Genomic DNA, 23339 nt, shown 5'->3' on the forward strand with positions numbered 1-23339 from the left:
CGGCCTGCCCCGTTCGAGGCCCGATCATCGGATGATGTCATAGACCAGCTTCTGGACGCCGTTGCCGTAGGCCTCGCTCTCGACGAGCATGAGGCTCTGCTTGTCCTTGTCGGTGTCGCTGAACAGCTTCTTGCCCGCGCCGAGCAGGACGGGGAACAGCAGCAGGTGGTAACGGTCGACGAGGCAGGCGTCGGCGAGAGCCTCTCGCCCCAGTTGTCGACGAGGTCTTCCTCCCGCAGCGTGGTCGAAACGACGTACTTCGGCATCACGTTGTAGCCCGCGAACTCCACGGTCATGTCCGGCCACACCGGCGAGAACGCCCCGTAGCTGGTCCGGCCCATCATCATCGCCGCGACCTCACCCTGCTCACGGCCCTTGAGTTCGTAGGCCGCTTCGTCGAACTCGATGCCGTTGAAGGTCCAGCCGGAGTTGCGGTAGCCCGGCTCGCCGCCGGGCCCTTCGACGACGCCGTCGAGCGAGACGAACGCGGTGGCGATCAGGGGGCGCATCTGGTTTCTCCTTGGTCGTTCCGAACTGCTTTCGACACCGCGTCGACCGGGAACCGGCGGATTCGACACCTTGCCGGAAAAGTTTCGTGAAGGCCCCTTTCCCCTGGGAAGGACCGGTGGTCAGCCTTCGGCGTCGCGGACCAGCAGGGCGATCTGGACCCGGTTCTCGACGCCGAGTTTCGCGAGCATGCTGCTGGTGTGGGCCTTCACCGTCGCGACGGTGATGTTCAGCCTCCGCGCGACGTCGGTGTTGGACAGCCCCTCGGCGATGGCGCCCGCGGTCTCAAGTTCGCGGTCGGTCAGCGTGGCCAGCAGATCGCGCGCCGTGTCGCGGGACGTCCGGCGCGCATCGGATGAATGCGGCCCGGTGGCCGCGGCGATCAGCCGGGCCGTGGCGGCGGGCGAGAGCGCGGGTTCCCCGGCGGCGACCGTCCGGACGGCGGCCAGGATCCGCGGCGGCGGGGTGTCCTTGAGGACGAACCCGAGCGCGCCGACGCGCAGCGCGCCCAGCACCATCTCGTCCGTGTCGAAGGTCGTGAGCACCAGTACCCGCGGCGGTTCCGGAAGCCTCAGGATCTCCTCTGTCGCGCTGAGCCCGTCGCGCCCCGGCATCCGGACGTCCATCAGGACGACGTCGGGCCGCTGCTCTCCCACCACGGTGACCGCGGTGTCGCCGTCGGCGGCCTCGCCGACCACGACGAGGTCGGGTTCGCCGTCGACGATCAGCCGCAACGCCATCCGCACCAGGTGTTCGTCGTCGACGAGGACGACCCGCACCCGCTCGCTGTCCATTTCACTCGCTCCCTTCGCGGACCGGCCACGGCAAGCGCGCGGCGAGGACGAATCCGCCGCCGGGATCCGGGTGGTGCTCCAGTTCTCCTCCGGCCAGTGCGACCCGCTCGGCGAGGCCGAGCAGGCCGAATCCCGAGGCGGGCGGGCCCTCGATCAGCCGCGACGCACCGGAATCCCGGACCGTCGCCCGCAAACCGTCACCCGCCTTTCCCTCGACGGTGACCGCCACCAGGGCCCCCGGCGCGTGCTTGCCCGCGTTGGTCAGCCCTTCCTGCACGATCCGGTAGGCGGTCCTCGCGATCGCGTCGGGTGGCTCGCTCGCTGTCGTGGCCGTCAAGGTGACGTCGAGTCCCAGCGCTCGCGCGTGCCCGACGAGCGCGGGCAGGTCGGCGAGCGAGGGTTGCGGCGGTTCCAGGTCGTCCGGGCTCGCCCGCAGCACGCCGAGGACGTCCCGCAGTTCCTCCAGTGCCTGGTGGGAGCCGTCGGCGATCCCGCGGGCCAGTTCCGCGACCTGTTCGGCGGACAGATCCGGGCGGTGGCCCAGCACCCCCGCCTGCATGGCGACCAGCGAGACCCGGTGTGCGAGGACGTCGTGCATCTCGCGGGCGATCCGGTGCCGCTCCAGGATCCGTGCCTCGGCCGCACGGGCGGCCTGCTCCCGTTCCACGCTCTCGACCCGTTCCCGCAGGGCGCGCATTTCCTCCCGGCGCGCGCCGATCGCGGCCCCGACCGCCACCACGATGCCCACCATCAAGAGGGGGACGCTGAGCAACAACCACAGCGGTTCCGGCACCTCACGCCGGGGGTAGAGGTCGGTGGTGAGCATCACGGTGACCACGCTCAGCATCGCGGCGACCGCCGTTTCCGCCGGTCGCCGCCGGGTGGCCAGAGAGCAGAGAGCCAGCAACGCGGCGCCGGCGGACAGCACCGAAGCCGTCGAGGCGAGGATGACCGCGATCGCGATCACGGCAGGGAATCGGCGGCGCCACAGCAGCGCGATCAGGCAGGCGAGAGCCAGCAGTGGGTCACCGGTGATCAGCCACTGGACCCTGGGGCCGCCCACCCCCGGCGGCACCTGAGCCGCGGTGAGCAACCAAAGCACCGCCCCCAGCGCGGCCGCCGCCACCAGCCGCCAGGCCTGCTGCCACGGCCGGAGAGGCGGGAAAGCGCCGACGTCGGTGATCACCGGCCCATCATGGTCGACCCGTCCACGGCGGCGCAGCCGGACACGGGACGATCCCGGGCCCCGGACCTCGGTCGCGGCCGGGGGTCGACTTTGGTCGTAAGCCACGCGCGACGCGATGCCGATGTGCTCGCCGTCCGCACCGGGCGATGCTGGGCACCGACCACGAAACAGGAGGCAGGGAGCATGAGCAAGGGCGGCTGTCTGGGGCTGCGGATTCTCGGGATGGTGGCGGTCGCCGTCTTCGCGCAGGCCGCCATCCGCAGCCTCTTCGACCATTCCGCGACCCAGTTATGGGGAGCGTTCGACTGGGTACCCGGTGAGTGTGGCGGCAGGCTGATCGTGTTCCTGCTGCTCGCGGCCGCCGGGACGGTGCTGGCAGGCTGGGCGCACGACCGCGGCAAGCGAGTGTCCCGCTAGCGGAACACCGGTCCGCTAAGATCCCCAGCCGGGCGATTTCCGTCTACATCGGACGGAGGCGCGGGACCGGTCGATCGCGGGAGAGTGCATGGCGGACGGCGTTGGCTCGCTTTCGGGGTGGTCTGCCGAACCCACCGAAGTGACCAGCTACGTAGGCCGTGACGCCGAAACCGGCGAAGCACGACGCCTGCTGGAAGCCTCGTCGCTGGTGACGCTGACCGGGCCCGGCGGCGTGGGCAAGACCAGGCTGGCGTGGCGGATCGCGATGGCCCACCGCGAGGCCACCGCCGACGAGGTCGCGTTCGTCTCGCTGGCCGAACTGCGGGAGCCCGCGTTGCTGGTGCCGACGGTGGCGAACGTCCTCGGTTTCGGCGACCGTTCGGCGAAACCGGCCATCGAGGTCGTCGTCGAGGCGCTCCGGGCGAGCCGCTTGCTGCTGGTACTGGACAACTGCGAACACCTGGTGGACAGCTGCGCATGGTTCGCCGACACCGTGGCCAGGGAGTGTCCCCAGGTCACCGTGCTGGCCACGAGCAGGCAGTCGCTCGGGGTGGCGGGCGAGCGGATCCTGCCGGTGCCGCCACTGGCGGTGCCGGACCAGGGCGACTCCTTCGAACGCGCGGTGAACTACGAGTCGGTGCGGCTGTTCGTGGACCGGGCGACCGCGGTCGCGCCGTCGTTCCGGCTCACCGAATCCGACACCGAACCGCTGATCCGGCTGTGCCGCCGTCTGGACGGTCTGCCGCTGGCGATCGAACTGGCCGCGGTCCGCGCGCGGGCGTTGTCCCTGCGCCAGCTGGCCGACCGGCTCGACCGGCAGTTCTCCGTCCTCACGAAGGATCGGCGCGGGCGGCCGGAGCGGCACGAGACCATGCGGGCCCTGATCGACTGGAGCCACGACCTGTGCACCGGCCCGGAACGGCTGCTCTGGGCGCGCACTTCGGTGTTCTCCGGCAGCTTCGACCTCGACGCCGCCGAGCAGGTCTGTTCCGGCGGCGAACTGCCCCGCGACCGCGTACTCGAAGTCGTCGACGGGTTGCTCGACAAATCCATCCTGCTGCGCGAGGAGTACCCGGGCGGCGTGCGGTACCGCATGCTGGAGTCGGTGCGCGAGTACGGCGTCGGCAGGCTGAGCGAAGCGGGCGAGACAGCCGTCTTCCGCACGCGGCATCGCGACTGGTTCGCCGAACTCGCCGTCCGGTACGCCACCGAGTGGCTGGAGACAGACCAGCTCGCCTGGATCGGCCGGTTGCGGCGTGAGCACGCGAACCTGCGTGTCGCACTCGACTACTGCACCGGCAGCCCCGAAGACGCCGTCGTCGGGCTACGGATGTTACGTGACGTCAAGGAGTTCTGGATCGTCCGCGGGCTGAACACCGAAGGCCGGATGTGGGTCCGGCGGCTCGACGAGGTCGCCGTACCGGGTGTCCCGGAGCGGGCACACGGGCTGTGGCTGTCCAGTTTCCTGGCGCTGGTGCAGGGAGACCTGCCCGCCCACCGGTCCATGCTGGACAGGGCGGCCGCCGAAGCCGAGGCGAGCGGCGACGAACTCGCCGCCGCCTACGTGCTCCACGTCCGCGCCTACGCCGCGCTGATCGGCAACGACATGCCCGTGGCGGCGCGGCTGTTCGGCACGGCCATCGACCTGTTCCGCGCAAACGGCGACGAGGGCGGGGACCTCTGGGCGAGCTACAACCACGGGCTGGCCGTCTGGCTGGACGGCGACATCGACCGCGGCAGGCAGGTGCTCGCCGAATCCGTCGACCGCTGCGAGCGGCGGGGCGAGGTCTTCTGGCGGGGCTGGGCGCTGTGGTCGCGCGCGGCCGCCGAGTACCTCCAAGGTGATTTCTCCGTGGCGAGCCGCTGCTGCGAGCAGATCCTGCGCCTGCACGCCCGGGTGGACGACCGCGTGGTCGTCGGGTTCACGCTCACGGTGCTGGCGGGTTGCGCGGCCCGCACCGGACGTCCCAACAGGGCCGCGATCCTGTTGGGCGCCTCGATGAACGTCTGGCGCACGGTGGGCGCGTGGCCGACACGGTACGAGGCGTTCACCGAACCTTTGCGGGCCGACACCGATACCGTGACCGCGGCGCTGGGCTGGGAGGTCTCGATCAAGGAGTTCACCGACGGCGCCGCGATGCCCACCGCCGACGCCATCGCGTACGCCCTCGAAGAGCGGTCCACCGAGCCCCGGAAACAGACGGCGCAGGTGCTCACCAAACGCGAGACCGAGATCGCGCACGTCGTCGCCGAGGGACTCACGAACCAGGAGATCGCCGACCGGCTCGGCATCGCCCGGCGCACGGTGGACACGCACATCGACCACATCCTGACCAAGCTCGGCTATGCCAACCGCGTCCAGGTCGCCACCTGGGTCACCCGCACCGCGGAGTCCTGACCGCCGGGCTCACGCGGCCCTGATCGGGGTGACGGGCCGAGCCGGTTCGGCGGGGAGCACGTCGGCTCGCAAGGCGATGCGCAGGTCGAGCCGCTCCTGGGGATCGTCGAGGCGGTCGCCGAACAACACGCGGAGGCGCCGCAGGCGGTTACGGACCGTCTGCGGATGGACGCCGAGGTTTTCCGCGATCTCGGGTGCCCCGCCGCGGGCGGCGAGCATCGCGTCGAGGGTTTCGGCGAGCTTGGTGCGCTCGTTCGGGGACAGCTCGGCGATCGGCGCCAGACTGCGCGTGACGAGGGCGGAGGTGAGCGCCTCGTCGACGAACAGCCAGTGCGTGGTCAGATGGTCCGACCACCGCACGAGGGGCCCGTCTTCGATCACCTCGCGCCGCACCAGTTCCAGCGTCCGGCGTGCCCACCGCAGCGACACCGCCGCGTCGGCGGGCGCGACCGCGGGACCGACAGCCGCCCGCGTCCCCGCCAGTACGCCACCGATCTCGATGTCGTCGGGAACGAGCAGATGCGGATACTCGCCGGTGAGGTCGGCCAGCACCTCCGGGCCGAACGAGGCACGGACCGCGCCCGGCTCCGCGGCGATGGCGACCACCCGGGCGGGCGGCACCCAGCCCGCCTCGGCCGCGAGCCCCGCCCACTTCCGGCCGCTCAAAAGCTCCCTGAGGAGTTCGCGGCGCAACTCGGCCAGCGAAGGCGTGTGCGCGGCGCGGTAGGCGGTGGTGGAAAGCCGGATCAGGACGTCGGTGCAGCGGAGCAGGGCCTCCACCCCGGTGTCCATCAAAGCCGATCCGGCCCCGTACTGTCGCGACAGCGAGGCCAACACGGGCAAGGCGCACCGGCCCGCCGAGTGGTAGGCGCGGGAGAGCCGGTCCAGCTCCTTGCCGGCGGCGTACTCGGCGACCCCGACCTCCCGGAAGGCGTCCGCACCGGCGGCGATACCCAGCACGGAGCCCATTCCGTCGTGTTCCAGGACCGAGGCGACGAACTCCGTGGCACGCGCCTCGAACAGGGGCGCGTGCTCGGGCAGGGAATGCCGGACACCGTCGACGACCGCACGGGCGAGGACGAGCGCGGCGGAGCGGGTCAGGGTGGAACGAGTCGGGCGGGCTGAAGCGTGGGACACAGTCATCGTCGACCTCCGGGGCAGCGGGAATCGTCGGGCCGCCGAGTCTGCTACCGCGGAGTAACGGGCACATCGGGTGAATTACGTACTCGCGCCTATCCGCCATATGGATCACCCGTTCGTGGCGTCTGCCGGATCGAGGGTCGCGCTCACTGACGCCGCGGTCCGTGAAGGACTCCTTGAGGGACTCTGGGTCCCTCAAGGAGTCCTTCACGGACCGCGGCACCAACAGCACCCTCAGCCACGATCACGCGTAAAGACGAGCCAAGCGCGTCGGCTTACTCGCAAACGGCTCCGTGCGCGGCGCTCCGGACGACCTTGGCGTACTTGCCGAGCACTCCGCGCGTGTACGCCGGAGGCTTGGGCGCCCACCCTTCCCGGCGTGCCTCGATGTCGTCGATCTCGACTTCGAGTGTCCGGTTCGCGACGTCGAGCGTGATCGGGTCACCGTCGCGCACGAACGCGATCGGCCCGGCGTCGACGGCTTCGGGCGCGATGTGGCCGACGCAGAGGCCGGTCGTGCCCCCGCTGAACCGGCCGTCGGTGATGAGCAGGACGTCCTTGCCGAGCCCGGCGCCCTTGATCGCGCCGGTGATGGCGAGCATCTCGCGCATCCCCGGCCCGCCCTTGGGGCCTTCGTACCGGATGACGACGACGTCCCCGGCGACGATCCGGCCTTCGGCGAGGGCGTCGAGAGCGGCTCGTTCGCCGTCGAACACCCGCGCGGTGCCGGTGAACGTCGATTCGTCGAAGCCCGCCGACTTCACGACCGCGCCTTCCGGCGCCAGCGATCCCTTGAGGATGGTCAGCCCGCCAGTCTTGTGGATCGGGCGGTCGAGCGGGCGGATGATCTCGCCGTCGACACCGTCGGGCGCGATGCCCTCGAGGTTCTCGGCCATCGTCTTGCCGGTCACGGTGAGCACGTCGCCGTGCATGAGCCCGGCGTCGAGCAGTGCCTTCATCACCACGGGGATACCGCCGACCTTGTCGACGTCGTTCATCACGTACTTCCCGAACGGCTTGAGATCGCCGAGATGCGGCACCTTGTCGCCGATGCGGTTGAAGTCGTCGATGCGCAGATCGACCTCCGCCTCACGCGCGATCGCGAGCAGGTGCAGGACGGCGTTGGTCGAACCACCCAGCGCCATCACGACGGCGATGGCGTTCTCGAACGCCTCCATGGTCATGATCTGCCGCGCGGTGATGCCCTGCCGGAGCATGCCGACGACGGCCTCCCCCGACCGGTGAGCGAACCCGTCACGGCGCCGGTCGACGGCGGGCGGCGCGGCCGAGCCGGGCAGCGACATGCCGAGGGCCTCGGCGACCGACGCCATCGTGTTGGCGGTGTACATGCCACCGCAGGCGCCCTCGCCGGGGCAGATCGCGCGTTCGATCCGGTCCACTTCGGCGCGGGTGATCTTGCCGGCCAAGCAGGCGCCGACGGCCTCGAAGGCGTCGATGATCGTGACGTCCCGGCCGTCGACCTGACCAGGCATGATCGAGCCGGCGTATAGGAAAACGGAGGCGAGGTCGAGCCGCGCGGCGGCCATCAGCATGCCCGGCAACGACTTGTCGCAGCCCGCCAGCAGCACGGAGCCGTCCAGCCGCTCGGCCATCATCACCGTCTCGACGGAGTCGGCGATCACCTCTCGCGACACCAGCGAGAAGTGCATGCCCTCGTGCCCCATGGAAATGCCGTCGGACACCGAGATCGTGCCGAATTCGAGCGGGTACCCCCCGCCCGCGTGCACGCCGTTCTTGACCGCCTTCGCCAGCCTGTCCAGCGACAGGTTGCACGGGGTGATCTCGTTCCACGAGGACGCCACCCCGATCTGTGGTTTGGCGAAGTCGTCGTCGCCCATCCCGACCGCGCGGAGCATCCCGCGGGCCGCCGCGCGCTCCAGGCCGTCGGTCACGTCGCGTGAACGAGGCTTCAAATCGGGCTGGTCTTCCGGCATCGGGACACCTTTCTTCGTGGTGGGACACCGGGCACGCTGCCAACCGAAGGCGCCCGGCGCAACTCACCACTCCGCATTCGCTCCACGGTGCAGCGCCACGCGGGTGATCGCGTGATGCTCCACGCCGAGCACCTCGGCCGTCCAGCCGGAGACCACCACCCGGTCGCCCGGCTTCTCCGGGATCCGGCCAAGGAGCACGAGAATGAGCCCCGCGATCGTCGCGTACTCCCCCGGCGGCGCGTCGGGCAGCTCGACGCCGACGTCGACGAGGTCGTGCACCGGGAACGTGCCGGACAGGATCAGGGACCCGTCCTTGCCGTCGCGTACGGCAAGGACGTCACGGTCGGTTTCGTCGTAGATCTCGCCGACGATCTCCTCCAGCAGGTCCTCCAGCGTGACCATGCCCGCGACGGCGCCGTGCTCGTCGACGACCAGCGCCATCTGCTGCCGCTCGGCCTTGAAGCTGCGCAGCGCGTCCGAGACCCGCAGCGAATCGGGGAACACCACGGCGGGCCTGACCACTTCGGCGAGATCGTCGCGGTCTTCGAGCAGATCGCGCAGGCTCACCACGCCGATGACGTCGTCCAGATGCCCGCCGCGCGCGACCGGCGCCCGGGAGTAGCCCGACTCGGCCAGCTGCCGCCGCGCCGACTCGAGGTCCTGTTCCGCGGCGAGGGTCAGCACCGCCCGCCTCGGGACGAGCACCTCCCGCAGCCGTCGTTCGTGGATTTCCAAGGCACCGTTGATGATCATGCGCTGCTCGGCGTTGAGACCGCGTTGCGCCGAGACCAGTTCCCGGAGCTCCTCGGGCGACATCTGGTCCGGATCGGCTTCCGCCCGCCCGCCCAGCACCCGGACGACGAAGTTCGTCGACACGCTCAGCGCCCAGACCGCGGGCCTCGAGATCGTCGACAACAGGTTCAGCGGGCGCGCCACCAGCAAGGCCCACCGCAGCGCGTTCTGCATGGCCAGCCGCTTCGGCGCCAGCTCCCCGAGCACCAGGGTCAGGAACGTGAGGACCATGGTCACCAGCGCCACGGCCACCGCACGGGCGGCGTCACCGAGAAAACTCAGCAGCGGCACCACGGGGTCGGCGAGGGACACCGCCGCCGTCGCCGAAGCCAGGAACCCGGCGAGCGTGATGCCGATCTGGATCGTCGCCAGGAAGCGATTCGGGTCGCGCGCCAGCCGGACCAGCGTGCGGGCCGTCGCGCGGCCGTCCCGTTCCAAGGATCGCAATTGCCCCTCACGCAACGAGATCAACGCCATCTCGCTGCCCGCGAACACCGCGTTGAGCACCACCAGCACCGCGACCAGCGCGATGTCGAACCCGTAGCCGCCCACAAGCACTCCCCGGCCCGCCGGAAGTGCAGAACACTACCGAGGAAAACACGGGTACGCAGATGTCGAGCGGCTCGCTACTGACACGTCGTTCCGCTACCGTCGAGGAACCCGCACGGACGGAGTCCTGATGTTCGCACTCAAGACCGCACCCGCCCGGAATCTCCGGCGCCGGGCGGAGGAGATCGCCAAACCGGTCACCCGCTGGAGCATCGGCCACGCGATCCCCCGGGTGGCCCTGCGGGCCGCGGCGCGGCGGGGCGATCTGCAGGGCAGGCTGTCCGTCGAGGCGAGCGGCGGTGCGGATCTGACCGGCCTGTTCGACGAGATCCGCGCGCACGGCGCCATCGCCACCACCAGGGTCGGGCATGTGACCACCCGGCACTCGGCCTGTAAAGAGATCCTCACCAGCGACGCGTTCAAGTCCGTGCGGTTCGTTCCGGACAACCCGCTGCTCAACCGGCTCGTCGCCTGGTCCGCGTCCGGCCTGATCCATCCGATCGAACCGCCGTCACTGCTCGCCAGCGAACCACCCGACCACACGCGCTACCGGAGACTCGTCACGCGTGTCTTCACCGCCCGCGCGGTCGAGCAACTGCGGCACCGCACGCAGGCGATCGCCGACGAACTGCTCGACGGCCTCGACCCGGCGAACCCCGTCGATCTCGTCGAGTCCTACTGCGGGCTCTTGCCGGTCACCGTCATCAGCCAGATCCTCGGTGTGCCGCCCGAAGAACGCGACAAGGTGCTCGCGCTCGGCGGGGCCGCGGCCCCGAGCCTCGACCTCGGGCTGCCGTGGAAGACCTTCCGTACCGTCGAAGCGACGCTGGCCGAGTTCGACTCTTGGCTCACCCTGCATCTGGAAAAGCTGCGGGCGAACCCCGGTGACAACCTGCTGAGCAAGCTGATCGCCGCCCGCGAGGACGGCGTCGGCCTGACCGAACGGGAACTCAAGGCGACCGCGGGGCTGGTACTCGCGGCCGGGTTCGAAACGACCGTCAACCTCCTTGGCAACGGCATCGCCCTGCTCGTCCGGCATCCGGGCCAGCTCGAGAAACTACGCGCGAATCCGGAACTGTGGAGCAACGCGACCGACGAGATCCTCCGGTACGACCCGCCTGTCCTGCTCACCGGCAGGTTGTGCGCCCGCGACACCGAGGTCGACGGAAAGGCCATCGCCCGGGGCGCGATCGTCAGCACGGTGCTCGCGGGAGCCAACCGGGATCCGGAGATCTTCGACGATCCGGCCGCCTTCGACGTCGAGCGGGCGAACGCGCGAGACCACGTGTCGTTCGGCGCCGGGCGGCATTACTGTCTCGGCGCTTCGCTGGCGAGGATGGAAGGGGAGATCGGGCTGCGGTCGATCTTCGAGCGGTTCCCCGGCCTGCGGCTCGCCGATGGGGCGCGGCGGCGGCAGACCCGGATCCTGCGCGGCTTCGAGACGCTACCGGCTGCCCTCTCGTGAGACCCAACCGGCCGAAGCGTGACTCAGGTTTTGAGCGCGGCCGCCATCCCAGACGTCGCGAAAGCCACTTTCGCGACGTCTGATGCCCCGAAAGTGGCTTTCGTGACACGGCCACCGGCCAGACACCGTCGGCTCGAACCGCTGTTACCACTCACGAGACAGGTCCGAATGCCTTCCGTAACCCCACACCTCTCGGTCCTCGACATCTCCCCCATCGTCCAGGGCTCGACACCGCGCCAGGCCCTCTCCCGCCGGAGGTGGCCGAAGATCATGGAGCGGCTGGCCGATTTCGTCGCGCGGGCGGCCGAAGTCGCCCGCCGGAATTTCCATGGGCCGATCACCTACGCCGCTGTCGGCGGCTTGGAGCCGATCGACTGGAACCTTTTCGACATCGTCGGAATCGACTACTACCCGTACTTCGCCACGGATGCGGAGTACACAAAGGACCTCGCGCAGTACCGGGAGTGGAACAAACCGGTGATGCTGCTGGAGTTCGGCTCGTGCACCTTCACCGGCGCCGCGCAGGCGGGCGGAATGGGCTGGGACATCGTCGACTACGAACAGGTCCCGCCCGAGATCAAGCCCGGCCACGTGCGGAACGAACGCGAACAGGCCGACCATCTCGCCCGCCTGTTGCGCGTTTTCGGCGCGGCGGGTGTGCGGGGCGCGCATGTGTACACGTTCATCGCGCCGAACCTGCCGCATCATCCGTCCCAGCCGGTCCACGACTACGACATGGCGTCGTTCGGCCTGGTGAAGACGCTGCGCGAACGACATCACGACGAGGAGTCGCCTTACCGGTTCGAGCGCAAGCGATCCTTCGAGGCGCTGGCACGGCACAACCGCGGTTGAGACCCACCGCGCGCTCGACCGTGCCCGTCGACGTGGACCCGAGGCCCCTCCTGTCCGCCTCGCGACTGACCTCGCCGCGATCATTGCCCGGCAGCATCGTATCGCTTATCGTATATGAAATTCACCCCCCGATGCTGCGAGGTGACGTTTTGACCACCGCCACCGCCGACCCGACCACCACCACGGTCGCGCGCGATTTCACGGATTTCCGCACGGTGGTGTCGCACTCCTTCGTGCCTTTGCACGTGACGAGCGAGCACCGCGACCACTTCCGCGGCCGCATCCGCTCGTGCGGCGCCGATGACGTACAGCTGACCGAAGTGACCGCGTCCGCGCACGTGGTCGAACGGACGCCCGAACTCATCGCCAGGGCGGACAGGCACTACTACAAGCTGAGCCTGATCCTGTCCGGGACCGGGTTGCTGGTGCAGGACAACCGCGAGGCGATGCTCCGCCCCGGTGACGTTGCGTTGTACGACACGCACCGCCCGTATTCCTTGGCGTTCGAAGAGGATTTCCGCACGCTCGTGGTGATGTTCCCGCAGCGCCTCATCGATCTCCCGCGTGACCTGGTCGGCCAGCTGACCGCGGTCCCCATGTCCGGCAAGCGCGGGATGGGGAACGTGGTGGTGCCCTTCCTCGCGCAGCTCGGCAGCAACCTCGAGCAGCTCGGCGGGCCGGCGGGGGTCCGGCTCGCGCATACGGCGGTCGACCTGCTCGCCACGCTGTTCGCCAGCGAACTCGACCTCGCCCGCGCGACGGCCGGGCCGCACCACGAACTGATGCGCCGCGTTCTCGCCTTCATCGACACGAATCTTTCCTCCACCGACCTCGGCCCGGCGCAGATCGCCACCGAGCACTACATCTCGACCCGGCATCTGCACGGCCTCTTCCACGAGCAGGGCACGACCGTCTCGGGCTGGATCCGCACCCGGCGCCTCGAACACTGCCGCCGCGAACTGCTCGACCCGTTACACGCTTCGCGGCCCGTCGCGGCCATCGCGGCCAAGTGGGGTTTCGTCGACGCACCGCACTTCAGCCGGGTGTTCAAGACGGAATTCGGCTGCTCGCCGAGCGAACTGCGCCGCGGCTTGACCGTGAGCGATCGGTTGTTGCCGCCCAGCGCGTGACAGCTGGCCCTCCCCCGGCGGTCGCCCCGACGATGACCGCATGTCCGAAGCACCCGAGGAACAGTGGCGCACCTATGACGAGTTCGCCGCCGGAATAGCCACCTACCGCCTGCCGAACGCGGACCTGTCAGGTCGCCAGCTCACCGTCACCCTCGACGACGGAAAGACGCTCGCGCTGCGGTTCGAGGACGCGGAATCCGTCATCTGCAACGGCATCAAGGATCCGTACGACGCGATCGCCGTCCGGGAAGACGTCTTCTTCGTTAATCTCCCCCATACCAGCGTGGAAGGTGAAGCGCTCACCGTCGTCTTCTCCACGACGACGCATCGCGCGCTCGCCGTGCGTTCGGTGATCGGTACCGAGGACGTCGAAGGCGTTCCTCGTGTCTCCCAGACGTTCTGGTCCGGCACCACCGACGCGGGCACGCCGACGGGTGAGCGGCCGGGGCCGTCACGCGACCTGATCGGCAAGCGCAACGTCTACCGCTACAGCCCGGAGCACCTCTACGAGCACGTTTACGTGTCCTCACAACGCTATGCCTGGCAATGCCTCGAAGGCGTGCAGCGCGGCCATGGAGACATGGACCTGTCGACGGTGTGGAAATTCCAGGACGGGCTCTACCTGTTCTGCTTCCGCGAATTCCGCATCGCCGTGGCCAGTGTGTGGCTGCACGACCTCGGCTACGCACTGAAGACCACCGGCGTCTTCCTCGGCCTGACCGGCGACGGCCGGTCGGAACACTCCCGTGCGGGCGGGCACATCTACCCACTCGGCGCCGTCTCTTATCCCGACGCGCAACCGGTCTAAGGAGCTTCAAGTGTCCAATTCAGACATCATCGCCGCGCACTACGCCGCGAGCGACCGAGGCGATTTGGCGGGCATGCTGGCCCCGCTCGGTCCCGAGACCACCTGGACGGAGGCGGCCGGATTCCCTTACGCCGGCACCTACACCGGTCCGGAGGAGGTGCGGGACAACGTCTTCGGCGCGATCGCCCGTGACTGGGACGGCTACGGTTTCGCACTCGGCGAGCTCGCCGACGCGGGGGACACGGTGATCGGCATCGGCACCTACCAGGGCAAGCACCGCGAGACCGGCCGCTCGTTCACCGCCAGGGTCGCGCATGTGTGGAAGTTCGACGGCGGCAAGGTCACCTCGTTCGAGCAGATCGTCGACTCCGTCCCTGTCGTGAACGCCGCGGAGGACCGGTGAAGCCCGCGCGGCGCCTCGTCGCCCTCGCCGCCGCGGTCCTGATAGCCACGGCGGGCTGCGCCGGAGCCGAAAGCGGTTCAAGCGGCCCGATCAAGGTCGGTTCGGTCAACGCGCTGAGCGGTTCGGCCACCTTCCCCGAAGCCTCCCAGGCGGCCAAGGCGGTCTTCGACGCGGCCAACGCCAGCGGCGGCGTGAACGGAAGACAGATCGAGTACAAGGCGCTCGACGACAAGGGCGACCCGGCGGCCGCCGCGGCCGCGGCCCGTGAGGTCGTCGGCCGTGACGAGGCGGTCGCGCTGGTCGGCTCGTCCAGCCTCATCGAGTGCGAGATCAACAACAAGTACTACGAGCAGCAGAAGATCCTGTCCATCCAGGGCATCGGCGTGGACCCGGCGTGCTTCTCCAGCCCCAACATCGGCCCGGCCAACGTCGGCCCGTACCACGACATGACGCTGACGCTGCTCTACGGCTCGGAAACGCTGAAGCTGAACGACATCTGCGCACTGCTGGAGATCGCGGGCAACACACTGCCGTCGTACCAGGCGGCGATCGACGAGTGGTCGGCCATCACCGGCAAGAAGCTCAAGTACCTCGACGCGACCGTGCCCTACGGCGGTTCCGACTACACCTCCTACATCGTCAAGGCCCGCAACGCCGGGTGCAAGGCGATCACGGTGAACCCGGTCGAGCCGGATTCCATCGGGCAGCTCAAGGCCGCCGCCGCGCAGGGCTGGAACGACGTCACCTGGCTGCTGCTGACCAGCGTCTACAGCGAGAGCTACGCCAAGGCCGTCACCAACGCGGGCGCCGGGGTGTACGTGCCCGCCGAGTTCTACCCGTTCACCGACTCGACCAGCCCGCAGAACAAGGACTGGCGCGACCTGATGACCAAGAACAACATCCCGCTGACGTCGTTCAGCCAGGGCGGCTACCTGGCGGCGAAGTACTTCCTCGAAGTCGTCCGCGGGATCAGCGGTGACGTCACCCGCGAGTCGGTGACCAAGGCACTGCGCGAGATGAAGCCGATCACCGATCCGATGGTCGGCACGCCGTACGTCTTCGGACCGGGCCAGACACATCACGACAACACCGCGGGCTGGCCGATCAAGCTCGCCTCCGGCACCGGCAAATGGGAGCTCGTGGCGAACGACTGGCTGCGGATTCCCAAGAAGTAACTGGAGGAAACGATGCTGCAGGGAGCGCTGGCCGGCTTGGCCGCCGGCGGACTGTACGCGGTACTGGCGGTGTGCCTGACGCTGATGTCGCGGTTGGTGCGGGTGGTCAACTTCGCCCAGTCGGCCACCGGGATGTTCGGCTGCTACGTGGCGGTGTCACTGTCCGTCCAGTGGGGACTGCCGACGTGGCTCGCCACGGTGGCGGGAATCCTGCTCGGCGGGCTGCTCAGCGCGCTCCTCGGCTGGATCGTGTCCACCTGGCTCGCCGAGGCGGACACCGGCACCCGCTCGGCGGTGACCGTGGCGGTGCTGCTCCTGCTGATCTCGTTGTCGTTCATCCTGTTCGGCAACAAACCGCAGCCGTTCCACCCGATCCTGGACGGCCCGGCACTCACCGTCGGCGGGGTGGTGATCAGCCAGGTCACCGTGGTCACCGTCGCGCTGGCGGTGCTGGTGGCGGTGGCCAGCAAGATCGTGCTGAGCCGGACCTCGGCAGGGGTCCAGCTCAGGGCACTGTCCGAACGCCCGACCACCGCCGAACTGCTGGGCATCCCGGCGAAACGGCTCAGCGTCGCGGTCTGGGCGGTCACCGGAGTGGTCAGCACGCTGGTGATCTCGATCGTGGCGCCTTCGCAGTCGAACGACGCGACGTCGCTGGCGATGCTGGTGGTCCCCTCGGCCGCGGCGGCCCTGCTCGGCGGGTTCCGCCGTCTCGACCTCGCGGTCGCGGGCGGGCTGGGCCTCGGCCTGATCCAGGGTGCGGCCGCGCAGGTCGACGGCCTTTCGGTGGTGCGGTACTTCCTGCCGTTCGCAGTGATCGTCGCGCTGCTGCTGTGGTCGCAGCGCAAGGAGGTGTGGGATGCGGCTCGCTGAACAGCGCGGGGTACGCGCCGGGTTCCCGTTCGTGGTCGCACTGGTGGCGATCGCGGTCGGCTACGGACTGAGCGTCGGGCTCGACGGGTACTTCGTGTACCTGGGCATGAGCGCGGTCGTCGCCGGGATCTCGTTGCTCGGGCTGGGCGTGGTCACCGGCAGCGCGGGGATGATCTCCTTGTGCCAGCTGACCTTCGGCGCTGTCGGTGCCTGGGTGGTGTCCGCGCTGAACGAGGCACAGGCGCCCGGCGGGTTCCTCGTCTGGCTGCTGCTCGGCGGACTCGCCGCCGGAATGGTCGGGATCCTCGTCGGGCTCCCGGCGCTGCGGCTGCGCGGGATCAACCTCGCCGTCGTCACGCTGGGGCTCGCCGCCGCGGCCGATCTCGCCCTGGTCCAGCTCCAGTTCCCCGGCGTCTCCGGCGGGGTCTCGGTCGATCGGCCGGAAGCCTTCTCCGACGACCGGTCCTATTTCCAGCTCGCCGTCGTGGTGCTGGTGTTGTGCTGCCTCGCCGTGTACTTCCTCCGCCGCGGGCGCTGGGGCAGCGCCTGGCAGGCGGTGGCGTTCTCCGAACGCGGGACGGCGGCGGCGGGCACCAGCGTGCGGACGTCGAAACTGACCGCGTTCGCGGTGAGCGCCACCCTCGGCGGGATCAGCGGCGGCCTGCTCACCGGACAGGTCGGACTCGCCTTCCCGGCCAGTTTCACCGCGATCCAGTCGCTGGCGCTGTACGTGCTGGCGATCATGTCGGGCGCGCACCTGATCGACATGGCGGTGTTCGGCGCGGTGCTCTGGGTCGGCGTACCGGAACTGCTGAAGCGCTGGGGAATCCCGCAGGACTGGGGATTCGTGGTCTTCGGCGTGCTCGGCGTCCAGGCGCTGGCCAGTGGCGGCAACCTGGGCACCACGGTGCGGCAGGTCTGGTACCGGCGCTCGAAGAAGGAACCCGCGAAACTCGACCTGGCCGCTAAGACCGCGAACATCGAGTCCAAGGCGCCCGGCCCGCCGGTTCTCACCGTACGCGGGCTGAGCGTGAACTTCGGGCACGTGGCCGCACTGTCCTCAGTGGACATCGCGGTGCCCGAGAACGGTGTGCTCGGCGTCATCGGGCCCAACGGCGCCGGCAAGTCGACGCTGGTCGACGCGATCAGCGGTTTCCTGCCGAACGCCGACGGCTCGGTGGAGCTGGGCGGAAAGCCGCTGACGGGGTCGCCGTCGAACCGGGCCCGCGCCGGACTGCGCCGGACGTTCCAGCAGGACCGTGTCCCGCCAGGGCTGACGGTCGGGGCGTACGTCAAGTTCCTCGCCAGGCGACGGCTCACCGCCGACGAGATCGGCGAGGCACTGGACTTCTTCGGCTGCCCGGCGGCCCGCACTCCACTGTCGCAAGTGGACGTGGGCGCGCGCAGGCTGGTCGAGGTCGTCGGGCACCTGCTGGCCGGACCGCGCGTCCTGCTTCTCGACGAACCTGCCGCTGGACTTCCGCACGAAGAGCACGTCGCGTTCGGGGAACGGCTGCGGCAGGTTCCCGCGCGGTTCGGGGTGTCCGTGCTGCTCATCGAGCACGACCTCGACCTGGTGCGTTCGGTCTGTGACACGATCACCGTCCTCGACTTCGGCCGCGTGCTGGCCTCCGGCCCTCAGGCGGAAGTGCTCGCCGATCCGGCCGTGCTCAAGGCCTACATGGGTGAAACGGAGCTGTTGTGAACGCATTGCGGATATCCGGGCTGACGGTCACCCGCGGCGCGGGTCCGGTGATTCGGGACGTCGACCTCACTTTGGAGCCGGGCCGGATCACGGCGCTCGTCGGGCCCAACGGCGCTGGGAAGACCAGTCTGCTCGAAGCCGTCTCCGGCGTGGTGCCCGCTTCGGCGGGCACCGTCCACATCGGATCGGACGAGATCACCAAACAGTCGCGGGTCAACCGCGCGCGGCGAGGTCTGGCGCATATCGAACAGGGTCGCGCGGTGTTCGGCGGCCTGACCGTGCTGGAGAACCTGATGCTGACCGCGCGCACCCGCGCGCGGGCGGACGAGTTGTTCGAACTGTTCCCCGAGCTGGAGAAACGCCGCGACTCGCCGGCGGCGCTGCTCAGCGGGGGCGAACAGCAGATGGTGGTGCTGGCCCGCGCGTTCGCCGCGCGGCCGTCGTTCCTGCTGATCGACGAGATGTCACTGGGCCTCGCGCCGGTGGTGTTCACCCGGCTGCTGCCGATGGTGACCCGGTTCGCGGAGGAGGGGGCGGCGATCCTGCTCGTCGAACAGTTCACGCACCTCGCCCTCGGCGTGGCGAGCGACGCGCTGGTGGTGTCTTCGGGGCGCGTCACCTATGCGGGCGGCGCGCAAGGCCTCCTGGACTCCCCCGGCACCCTGCACTCCGCCTACCTGGGCGAATCCTGAGCCCGTCACCGATCGTGTCGCGAAAGCCACTTTGAGGACATCAGACGTCCCGAAAGTGGCTTTCGCGACACGCCTGGGCTTCGGTACCGACATGGATCACGCGGGGGCGCTGTGAAGGCCTCTGTGCCTACTTTGAGAGTAGGCACAGAGGCCTTCGCGGATTCTGGCCCGATGGCTACGAGCCCATGCCTGCCCGTTCGAAAGCCAGTGTCGGCAGGTCGACCGCGTGCGCACCACCATCGGCCACGATCACCGCGCCGGTGATGTAGGACGACTCAGAAGATCCCAGGAACCGCACGATCGACGCGATCTCCTCGGGCTCGGCGGGACGGCGTAGCGGGACCTCCGCGGTGACGCGGCGGTAGCCCTCGGCGTGGCCGCCGGTGAAGCCCGCGGCCTCGGCGAACTGGTCCATCTCGCCGTCCGCCATCGGGGTGCGCACCCAGCCTGGGCAGACCGCGTTCGCGCGGACGCCCTTCGGCCCGTAGTCCCGGGCGATCGAGCGGGTCAGCCCGATCAGCGCGTGCTTGGCGACGGTGTAGCCGGCGACGTTCGGCCCGGCGAACAACCCGGCCAGCGACGACACGATGACCACCTGGCCGCCGGTCTCGACCAGCGAGGGCAGCGTGGCCCGGCAGAACACGAAGGCGCTGGACAGGTTCGAGCGCAGGGCCAGTTCCCATTCCTCGTCGCCGGTGTCGACCACCGAAGACAACCCGTGCCCGCCCGCGTTGGCCACCACGACGTCCAGCCTGCCGAACTTGCCGACGATCTCCGCCACGGCGTTCTCGGCGGCTTCGCGTTCGCTGGCGTCACAGGTGACGACGTACGCGCCGGTTTCGGCCGCCACCTTCTCCAGCGGTTCGCGCCGCCGTCCGAGGACCACCACCTGAGCACCCTCGTCGGCGTACCGGCGGGCGACCGCCGCGCCGATACCGGTACCGCCACCCGTGATCGCGACAACCTTCTTCACTCGCGTAAGTCCTTTCTAAGCGGGAAAACCCGAACGGGCCGAGACGCCGAAGTCGGCGAGCACGGCCTGGCCGTTGATCGTCCGCGAACGCGCGGACGCGAGATAGAGCACCTGGTCGGCGACGTCTTCCGGAGCCTGCACCGGGAACGCGGGATCGTCGAGCGCCTCGCCGAGGTCGCCGCGCGCCATCGGGGTGTCGACCACCGACGGGCATACGCAGTTCACCCGGACGCCGGGCAGATCGACCGCGAGAGCCCTGGTCATGGCGACCACGGCGCCCTTCGAGGCACCATAGGCGGCCATACCTGGCGCGATGGTGAACGCCGAGTCACTGGCCAGCAGGACGACCGAACCGCGCGCCGCGGTGAGCCACGGGGCCGCGTGTTTGACCAGCAGGAACTGCCCGGTGACGTTGACCGCCATGACAGCGGCGAAGTCGGCCACCGAGGTTTCGGTGACCGGTGTCCCGACCGGGCCGGAGATCCCGGCGCAGCCGACCACGACGTCCAGCCCGCCGAACCGCTCGGCGACGGTGCCGACCGCGGCGGCCACCGACCGTTCGTCGGTCACGTCGGCGTGAACCGCCAGCAGGCCGTCGGCGAGTGTGGGCACGGACGCCCTGTCGAGGGCGCCGACCCGCGCGCCTTCCGCCAAGAACGCCTGGACGCAGGCAAGGCCGATACCGGACGCCGCGCCGGTCACCAGCACGGCTTTGCCCGCGAGATCCAGTCGCATGGCGTCATCCTCCAGCCCGCGCCTTTCCCTGGGGTTGGCCGTCAGTGCATCCTTCTTGTCCGCAGCCGCATGACGGCCGCGGCGTCTTTCCTCCCGGCTCCGGACCGGCAAGACTGCGAAGCATGACCAGGCCGCATCCTTTGGACCCGCTGACCGCCGTCGAACTCACCGCAGGCCGCGCGATCCTGGCCGAGGAGAGCCTGCTCACCGAGACCACGCGGTTCCCGTCGGTGCTGCCGGTGGAACCGGACAAGGCCGACGCCGCCCCGGACCGCCGCGTCCAGTACACGCTGCTGGACACCGCGACCGGCCAGGCGCGCGACGTGGTCGTGTCGCTGGCGAAACGCGAAGTGGTCTCCAGTGAGGACTGCGGCGACGGTCAGCCCGCGTACTTGTTCGAGGAGTACGACCTCGCCGCGTCGATCACCAAGGCGTCGCCGGAATGGCAGGCCGCGATGAAGCGGCGCGGGCTCGCCGAGCGGATCGAGCACGCGTTCTGCGCTCCACTGGCGCCCGGTTTCTTCGGCAGGCCCGACGAGACCGGCCGGGTCATCCGGTCACTGACCTTCCTGCGCGACGACGAGTCCGACAGCCCGTGGGCACATCCGGTCGAGGGCCTGATCGTGCACATCGACCTGACCGAACAGCGCGTCCTCCGGGTCGAGGACGAAGGCGATGTGCCCGTTCCGCCGGAGCACGGCCGCTACGGCGACGCCCCGGCGCGCGCCACGCTCAAGCCGATCGAGATCACCCAGCCAGAGGGCCCCAGTTTCACCGTCGACGGCAACGAGGTCACCTGGGAGGGCTGGAACCTGAGGGTCGGGTTCAACGCCCGCGAGGGCCTGACATTGCACCGGATCTCGTTCCAGGACCGTTCGGTGCTCCACCGGGCGTCGGTGCCGGAGATGGTGGTGCCCTACGGCGACACCGCGCCGGGCCGGTTCTGGATCAGCTACTTCGACGCGGGCGAGTACCTGCTCGGCAAGAACGGCAACGACCTGCGGCTTGGCTGCGACTGCCTCGGGGTCATCCACTACTTCCCCGCGTTCGTCGCCGACGACCACGGGCACCCGGTCGAGATCCCCCGCGCGATCTGCCTGCACGAGGAGGACTACGGGATCCTGTGGAAGCACACGGATCTCGACGGCCGCGCCGAAGTCCGCCGCTCGCGACGACTGGTGATCTCGTCGATCTCCACCATCGGCAACTACGACTACGGCTTCTTCTGGTACCTCTACCTCGACGGCACCGTGGAACTCGAGGCGAAGGCCACCGGCATCGTGTTCGCCGGCGCCGCGCACTCCGGCACGAAACACCCGCACGCCAACGAGATCGCGCCCGGGCTCTTCGCGCCGGTGCACCAGCACCTGTTCTGCGCGCGGCTGGACGTGGCGATCGACGGCGAACGCAACTCGCTCGTCGAGATCGACGTCGAGCGGGTGCCGATGGGCGACCAGAACCCGTACGGGAACGCCTTCACCTGGAAGGAAACCCCGCTGCGGACCGAACAGGAGGCGCAGCGGCACGCCGATCCGGCCAAGGCACGCGTCTGGGAGATCCGCAGCGCGGAACGGACCAACCGGCTCGGCACACCGACGGCGTACCAGCTCGTGCCGCGGCCGTCCGCGACCCTGATGGCGCAACCGGAATCGAGTGTCCACCAGCGGGCGACGTTCGCCACCCGTCACCTGTGGGCCACGCCGTACCGCGCCGACGAACGCTTCCCGGCTGGCGACCGGCCGAACGCGCATCCGGGCGGGGCCGGCCTGCCCGCCTGGACCGCCGCCGACCGGGATCTCACCGACACCGACCTCGTGCTGTGGCACGTGTTCGGACCGACCCATATCCCACGCCCCGAGGACTGGCCGGTCATGCCTGTCGACTACTCCGGTTTCTCCTTGCGCCCGTATGGCTTCCTGGACCGCAACCCGGCACTGGACCTGCCTTCCGGTGCCACCGACGAGCACTGTTCCGCCCACGAGCACTAGGACTTATCGATGCCCGAACTGACCCTGTCCGACACCTCCACCTGGCTCCCGCTGGACGGCCTGGCCCCCGGTTTCGACGCGAACAAGGCCCCCACGGTCGGCGACCTGCACGGCCGCACCTTCGAACTCGCCTGCGAAGACGGCACCACGTTCACCGCCGGCTTCTCCGGCACCCGGATCGAGTGGACCTACCACGGCACGGGCACCGACCGCTGCGAGACGTTCCTGGTCGACGACGACCTGTACTACGTCCAGTTCCACCCGCAGGCACGGCGGGAAGAGGCGTTCACCCTGCTGCTCGACCTGCGCCGCGGGCGCGCGCTCCTGGTGCTGAGCAAGATCGGCGACACCTCGCCCCGGGTCAAGCAGACCTTCCTGGCCGCCACGATCGGCGGCATCGAGCCCAGCGGCGAGTCGCTCGCGCCGACCACGTCGCTGGTCGGACGCCGGGTGCTGTGGGTGTACAGCACCGCACACGCCTACGAGCACGTGTACCTCAGCCCGCACTGGTACACCTGGCAGTGCCTGGCCGGGCCGGAGAAGGGGCTCGCGGACACCGACGAGAACTCGGTCTACGAACTGCGGCCGGGCATCTACGTCTTCGCCTGGCGGGAGAAGGTGATCCCGTGCGCCTCCGTGACCGTCGCCGACCACCGCGACGCGAAGCGGCTGCGCTCGCACGGTGTCCTTTTCGGACTGGACGCCACCGGTAGCACTCCGACCCACTTCACCTTCGGCGCGCACGGCAAGCTGCTGAGCACCACCGTGCACGCCGAGGCGTACGACCCCGCCGGGAGCTGAG

Annotated in this window: 20 protein-coding genes and 1 pseudogene; 13 read left to right on the plus strand and 8 right to left on the minus strand. The window is 69.6% G+C overall.

Annotation, left to right across the window (positions count from 1 at the left end):
• Positions 1-24 precede the first annotated feature (24 nt).
• From ACM6LR_RS11200 to ACM6LR_RS11210, 3 genes and pseudogenes are all read right to left on the minus strand, one after another.
• Positions 25-509: pseudogene (locus ACM6LR_RS11200) on the minus strand (dihydrofolate reductase family protein).
• Between the two features lie 120 nt (positions 510-629).
• Positions 630-1301 (minus strand): response regulator transcription factor, encoded by a 672-nt coding sequence (locus tag ACM6LR_RS11205; protein ID WP_414938760.1) that lies wholly within the window; start codon positions 1299-1301, stop codon positions 630-632.
• A 1-nt stretch (position 1302) separates the two neighbouring features.
• On the minus strand, positions 1303-2487 hold the full coding sequence (locus ACM6LR_RS11210) for a sensor histidine kinase (RefSeq protein WP_414943700.1): 1185 nt from the start codon (positions 2485-2487) through the stop codon (positions 1303-1305).
• Positions 2488-2670: 183 nt separating this feature from the next.
• Here ACM6LR_RS11210 and ACM6LR_RS11215 point away from each other — a divergent pair, with 183 nt between their 5' ends.
• Both ACM6LR_RS11215 and ACM6LR_RS11220 read left to right on the plus strand, forming a co-directional pair.
• The gene (locus tag ACM6LR_RS11215; RefSeq protein ID WP_414938758.1) at positions 2671-2904 is read left to right on the plus strand and encodes a hypothetical protein; all 234 of its coding nucleotides are present in this window, start codon (positions 2671-2673) and stop codon (positions 2902-2904) included.
• A gap of 88 nt (positions 2905-2992) precedes the next feature.
• Positions 2993-5302 carry a LuxR C-terminal-related transcriptional regulator gene (locus tag ACM6LR_RS11220; RefSeq protein ID WP_414938757.1) on the plus strand — a complete coding sequence of 770 codons (2310 nt, stop codon included), beginning with the start codon at positions 2993-2995 and terminating at the stop codon, positions 5300-5302.
• 9 nt (positions 5303-5311) lie between these two features.
• Here the strand turns inward: ACM6LR_RS11220 and ACM6LR_RS11225 are convergent, their stop codons facing one another.
• The 3 genes from ACM6LR_RS11225 to ACM6LR_RS11235 all read right to left on the minus strand — a co-directional run bounded on the left by ACM6LR_RS11225 (position 5312) and on the right by ACM6LR_RS11235 (position 9741).
• Positions 5312-6445 carry a helix-turn-helix domain-containing protein gene (locus tag ACM6LR_RS11225; protein ID WP_414943701.1) on the minus strand — a complete coding sequence of 378 codons (1134 nt, stop codon included), beginning with the start codon at positions 6443-6445 and terminating at the stop codon, positions 5312-5314.
• 272 nt (positions 6446-6717) lie between these two features.
• Positions 6718-8397 carry a dihydroxy-acid dehydratase gene (gene ilvD, locus ACM6LR_RS11230; RefSeq protein WP_414938755.1) on the minus strand — a complete coding sequence of 560 codons (1680 nt, stop codon included), beginning with the start codon at positions 8395-8397 and terminating at the stop codon, positions 6718-6720.
• Between the two features lie 63 nt (positions 8398-8460).
• A complete protein-coding gene (locus ACM6LR_RS11235; RefSeq protein ID WP_414938754.1) occupies positions 8461-9741 on the minus strand; it encodes a hemolysin family protein in 1281 nt (426 codons plus the stop codon).
• Between the two features lie 127 nt (positions 9742-9868).
• Between ACM6LR_RS11235 and ACM6LR_RS11240 the strand changes: the two genes are divergently transcribed.
• The 9 genes from ACM6LR_RS11240 (at position 9869) to ACM6LR_RS11280 (ending at position 18841) form a co-directional block, all read left to right on the plus strand.
• Entirely contained in the window at positions 9869-11203 is a 1335-nt protein-coding gene (locus ACM6LR_RS11240; RefSeq protein WP_414938753.1) for a cytochrome P450, read from the plus strand.
• Positions 11204-11371: 168 nt separating this feature from the next.
• A complete protein-coding gene (locus tag ACM6LR_RS11245; protein ID WP_414938752.1) occupies positions 11372-12055 on the plus strand; it encodes a hypothetical protein in 684 nt (227 codons plus the stop codon).
• A 131-nt stretch (positions 12056-12186) separates the two neighbouring features.
• Entirely contained in the window at positions 12187-13185 is a 999-nt protein-coding gene (locus tag ACM6LR_RS11250) for a helix-turn-helix domain-containing protein (RefSeq protein WP_414938751.1), read from the plus strand.
• A gap of 40 nt (positions 13186-13225) precedes the next feature.
• Complete coding sequence (locus ACM6LR_RS11255; protein ID WP_414938750.1) at positions 13226-13993, plus strand: MoaF C-terminal domain-containing protein; 768 nt, start codon at positions 13226-13228, stop codon at positions 13991-13993.
• A gap of 10 nt (positions 13994-14003) precedes the next feature.
• Positions 14004-14396 (plus strand): nuclear transport factor 2 family protein, encoded by a 393-nt coding sequence (locus ACM6LR_RS11260; RefSeq protein WP_414938749.1) that lies wholly within the window; start codon positions 14004-14006, stop codon positions 14394-14396.
• Positions 14393-15571, plus strand: coding sequence for an ABC transporter substrate-binding protein (locus ACM6LR_RS11265; protein WP_414943702.1), 1179 nt, complete (start codon positions 14393-14395; stop codon positions 15569-15571). The genes ACM6LR_RS11260 and ACM6LR_RS11265 overlap by 4 nt, the downstream gene beginning before the upstream one ends.
• A gap of 12 nt (positions 15572-15583) precedes the next feature.
• Positions 15584-16444, plus strand: coding sequence for a branched-chain amino acid ABC transporter permease (locus ACM6LR_RS11270; protein WP_414938747.1), 861 nt, complete (start codon positions 15584-15586; stop codon positions 16442-16444).
• The gene (locus ACM6LR_RS11275; RefSeq protein ID WP_414938746.1) at positions 16431-18149 is read left to right on the plus strand and encodes an ABC transporter permease subunit; all 1719 of its coding nucleotides are present in this window, start codon (positions 16431-16433) and stop codon (positions 18147-18149) included. The genes ACM6LR_RS11270 and ACM6LR_RS11275 overlap by 14 nt, the downstream gene beginning before the upstream one ends.
• Positions 18146-18841: an ABC transporter ATP-binding protein gene (locus tag ACM6LR_RS11280; protein WP_414938745.1), complete on the plus strand. Its 696-nt coding sequence runs from the start codon at positions 18146-18148 to the stop codon at positions 18839-18841. The genes ACM6LR_RS11275 and ACM6LR_RS11280 overlap by 4 nt, the downstream gene beginning before the upstream one ends.
• Before the next feature lie 175 nt (positions 18842-19016).
• Here the strand turns inward: ACM6LR_RS11280 and ACM6LR_RS11285 are convergent, their stop codons facing one another.
• Positions 19017-19814 (minus strand): SDR family NAD(P)-dependent oxidoreductase, encoded by a 798-nt coding sequence (locus ACM6LR_RS11285; protein WP_414938744.1) that lies wholly within the window; start codon positions 19812-19814, stop codon positions 19017-19019.
• Between the two features lie 15 nt (positions 19815-19829).
• On the minus strand, positions 19830-20549 hold the full coding sequence (locus tag ACM6LR_RS11290) for an SDR family NAD(P)-dependent oxidoreductase (RefSeq protein ID WP_414938743.1): 720 nt from the start codon (positions 20547-20549) through the stop codon (positions 19830-19832).
• Positions 20550-20671: 122 nt separating this feature from the next.
• Between ACM6LR_RS11290 and ACM6LR_RS11295 the strand changes: the two genes are divergently transcribed.
• The gene (locus tag ACM6LR_RS11295) at positions 20672-22537 is read left to right on the plus strand and encodes a primary-amine oxidase (protein ID WP_414938742.1); all 1866 of its coding nucleotides are present in this window, start codon (positions 20672-20674) and stop codon (positions 22535-22537) included.
• A 9-nt stretch (positions 22538-22546) separates the two neighbouring features.
• Entirely contained in the window at positions 22547-23338 is a 792-nt protein-coding gene (locus ACM6LR_RS11300) for a molybdenum cofactor biosynthesis F family protein (protein WP_414938741.1), read from the plus strand.
• Position 23339 lies beyond the last annotated feature (1 nt).

Origin of the sequence: Amycolatopsis sp. cmx-11-32, assembly GCF_047608695.1 — a bacterium.
In the GTDB taxonomy this organism is placed as follows: domain Bacteria; phylum Actinomycetota; class Actinomycetes; order Mycobacteriales; family Pseudonocardiaceae; genus Amycolatopsis.

Excerpts from the sequence above, each read along its gene's own strand:
- ACM6LR_RS11205 (WP_414938760.1), bottom strand. The coding sequence starts at position 1,301 with ATGGACAGCGAGCGGGTGCGGGTCGTCCTCGTCGACGACGAACACCTG.
- ACM6LR_RS11215 (WP_414938758.1), top strand. The coding sequence starts at position 2,671 with ATGAGCAAGGGCGGCTGTCTGGGGCTGCGGATTCTCGGGATGGTGGCG.
- ACM6LR_RS11220 (WP_414938757.1), top strand. The coding sequence starts at position 2,993 with ATGGCGGACGGCGTTGGCTCGCTTTCGGGGTGGTCTGCCGAACCCACC.
- ACM6LR_RS11225 (WP_414943701.1), bottom strand. The coding sequence starts at position 6,445 with ATGACTGTGTCCCACGCTTCAGCCCGCCCGACTCGTTCCACCCTGACC.
- ilvD (WP_414938755.1), bottom strand. The coding sequence starts at position 8,397 with ATGCCGGAAGACCAGCCCGATTTGAAGCCTCGTTCACGCGACGTGACC.
- ACM6LR_RS11240 (WP_414938753.1), top strand. The coding sequence starts at position 9,869 with ATGTTCGCACTCAAGACCGCACCCGCCCGGAATCTCCGGCGCCGGGCG.
- ACM6LR_RS11245 (WP_414938752.1), top strand. The coding sequence starts at position 11,372 with ATGCCTTCCGTAACCCCACACCTCTCGGTCCTCGACATCTCCCCCATC.
- ACM6LR_RS11250 (WP_414938751.1), top strand. The coding sequence starts at position 12,187 with ATGCTGCGAGGTGACGTTTTGACCACCGCCACCGCCGACCCGACCACC.
- ACM6LR_RS11255 (WP_414938750.1), top strand. The coding sequence starts at position 13,226 with ATGTCCGAAGCACCCGAGGAACAGTGGCGCACCTATGACGAGTTCGCC.
- ACM6LR_RS11270 (WP_414938747.1), top strand. The coding sequence starts at position 15,584 with ATGCTGCAGGGAGCGCTGGCCGGCTTGGCCGCCGGCGGACTGTACGCG.
- ACM6LR_RS11275 (WP_414938746.1), top strand. The coding sequence starts at position 16,431 with ATGCGGCTCGCTGAACAGCGCGGGGTACGCGCCGGGTTCCCGTTCGTG.
- ACM6LR_RS11290 (WP_414938743.1), bottom strand. The coding sequence starts at position 20,549 with ATGCGACTGGATCTCGCGGGCAAAGCCGTGCTGGTGACCGGCGCGGCG.
- ACM6LR_RS11295 (WP_414938742.1), top strand. The coding sequence starts at position 20,672 with ATGACCAGGCCGCATCCTTTGGACCCGCTGACCGCCGTCGAACTCACC.
- ACM6LR_RS11300 (WP_414938741.1), top strand. The coding sequence starts at position 22,547 with ATGCCCGAACTGACCCTGTCCGACACCTCCACCTGGCTCCCGCTGGAC.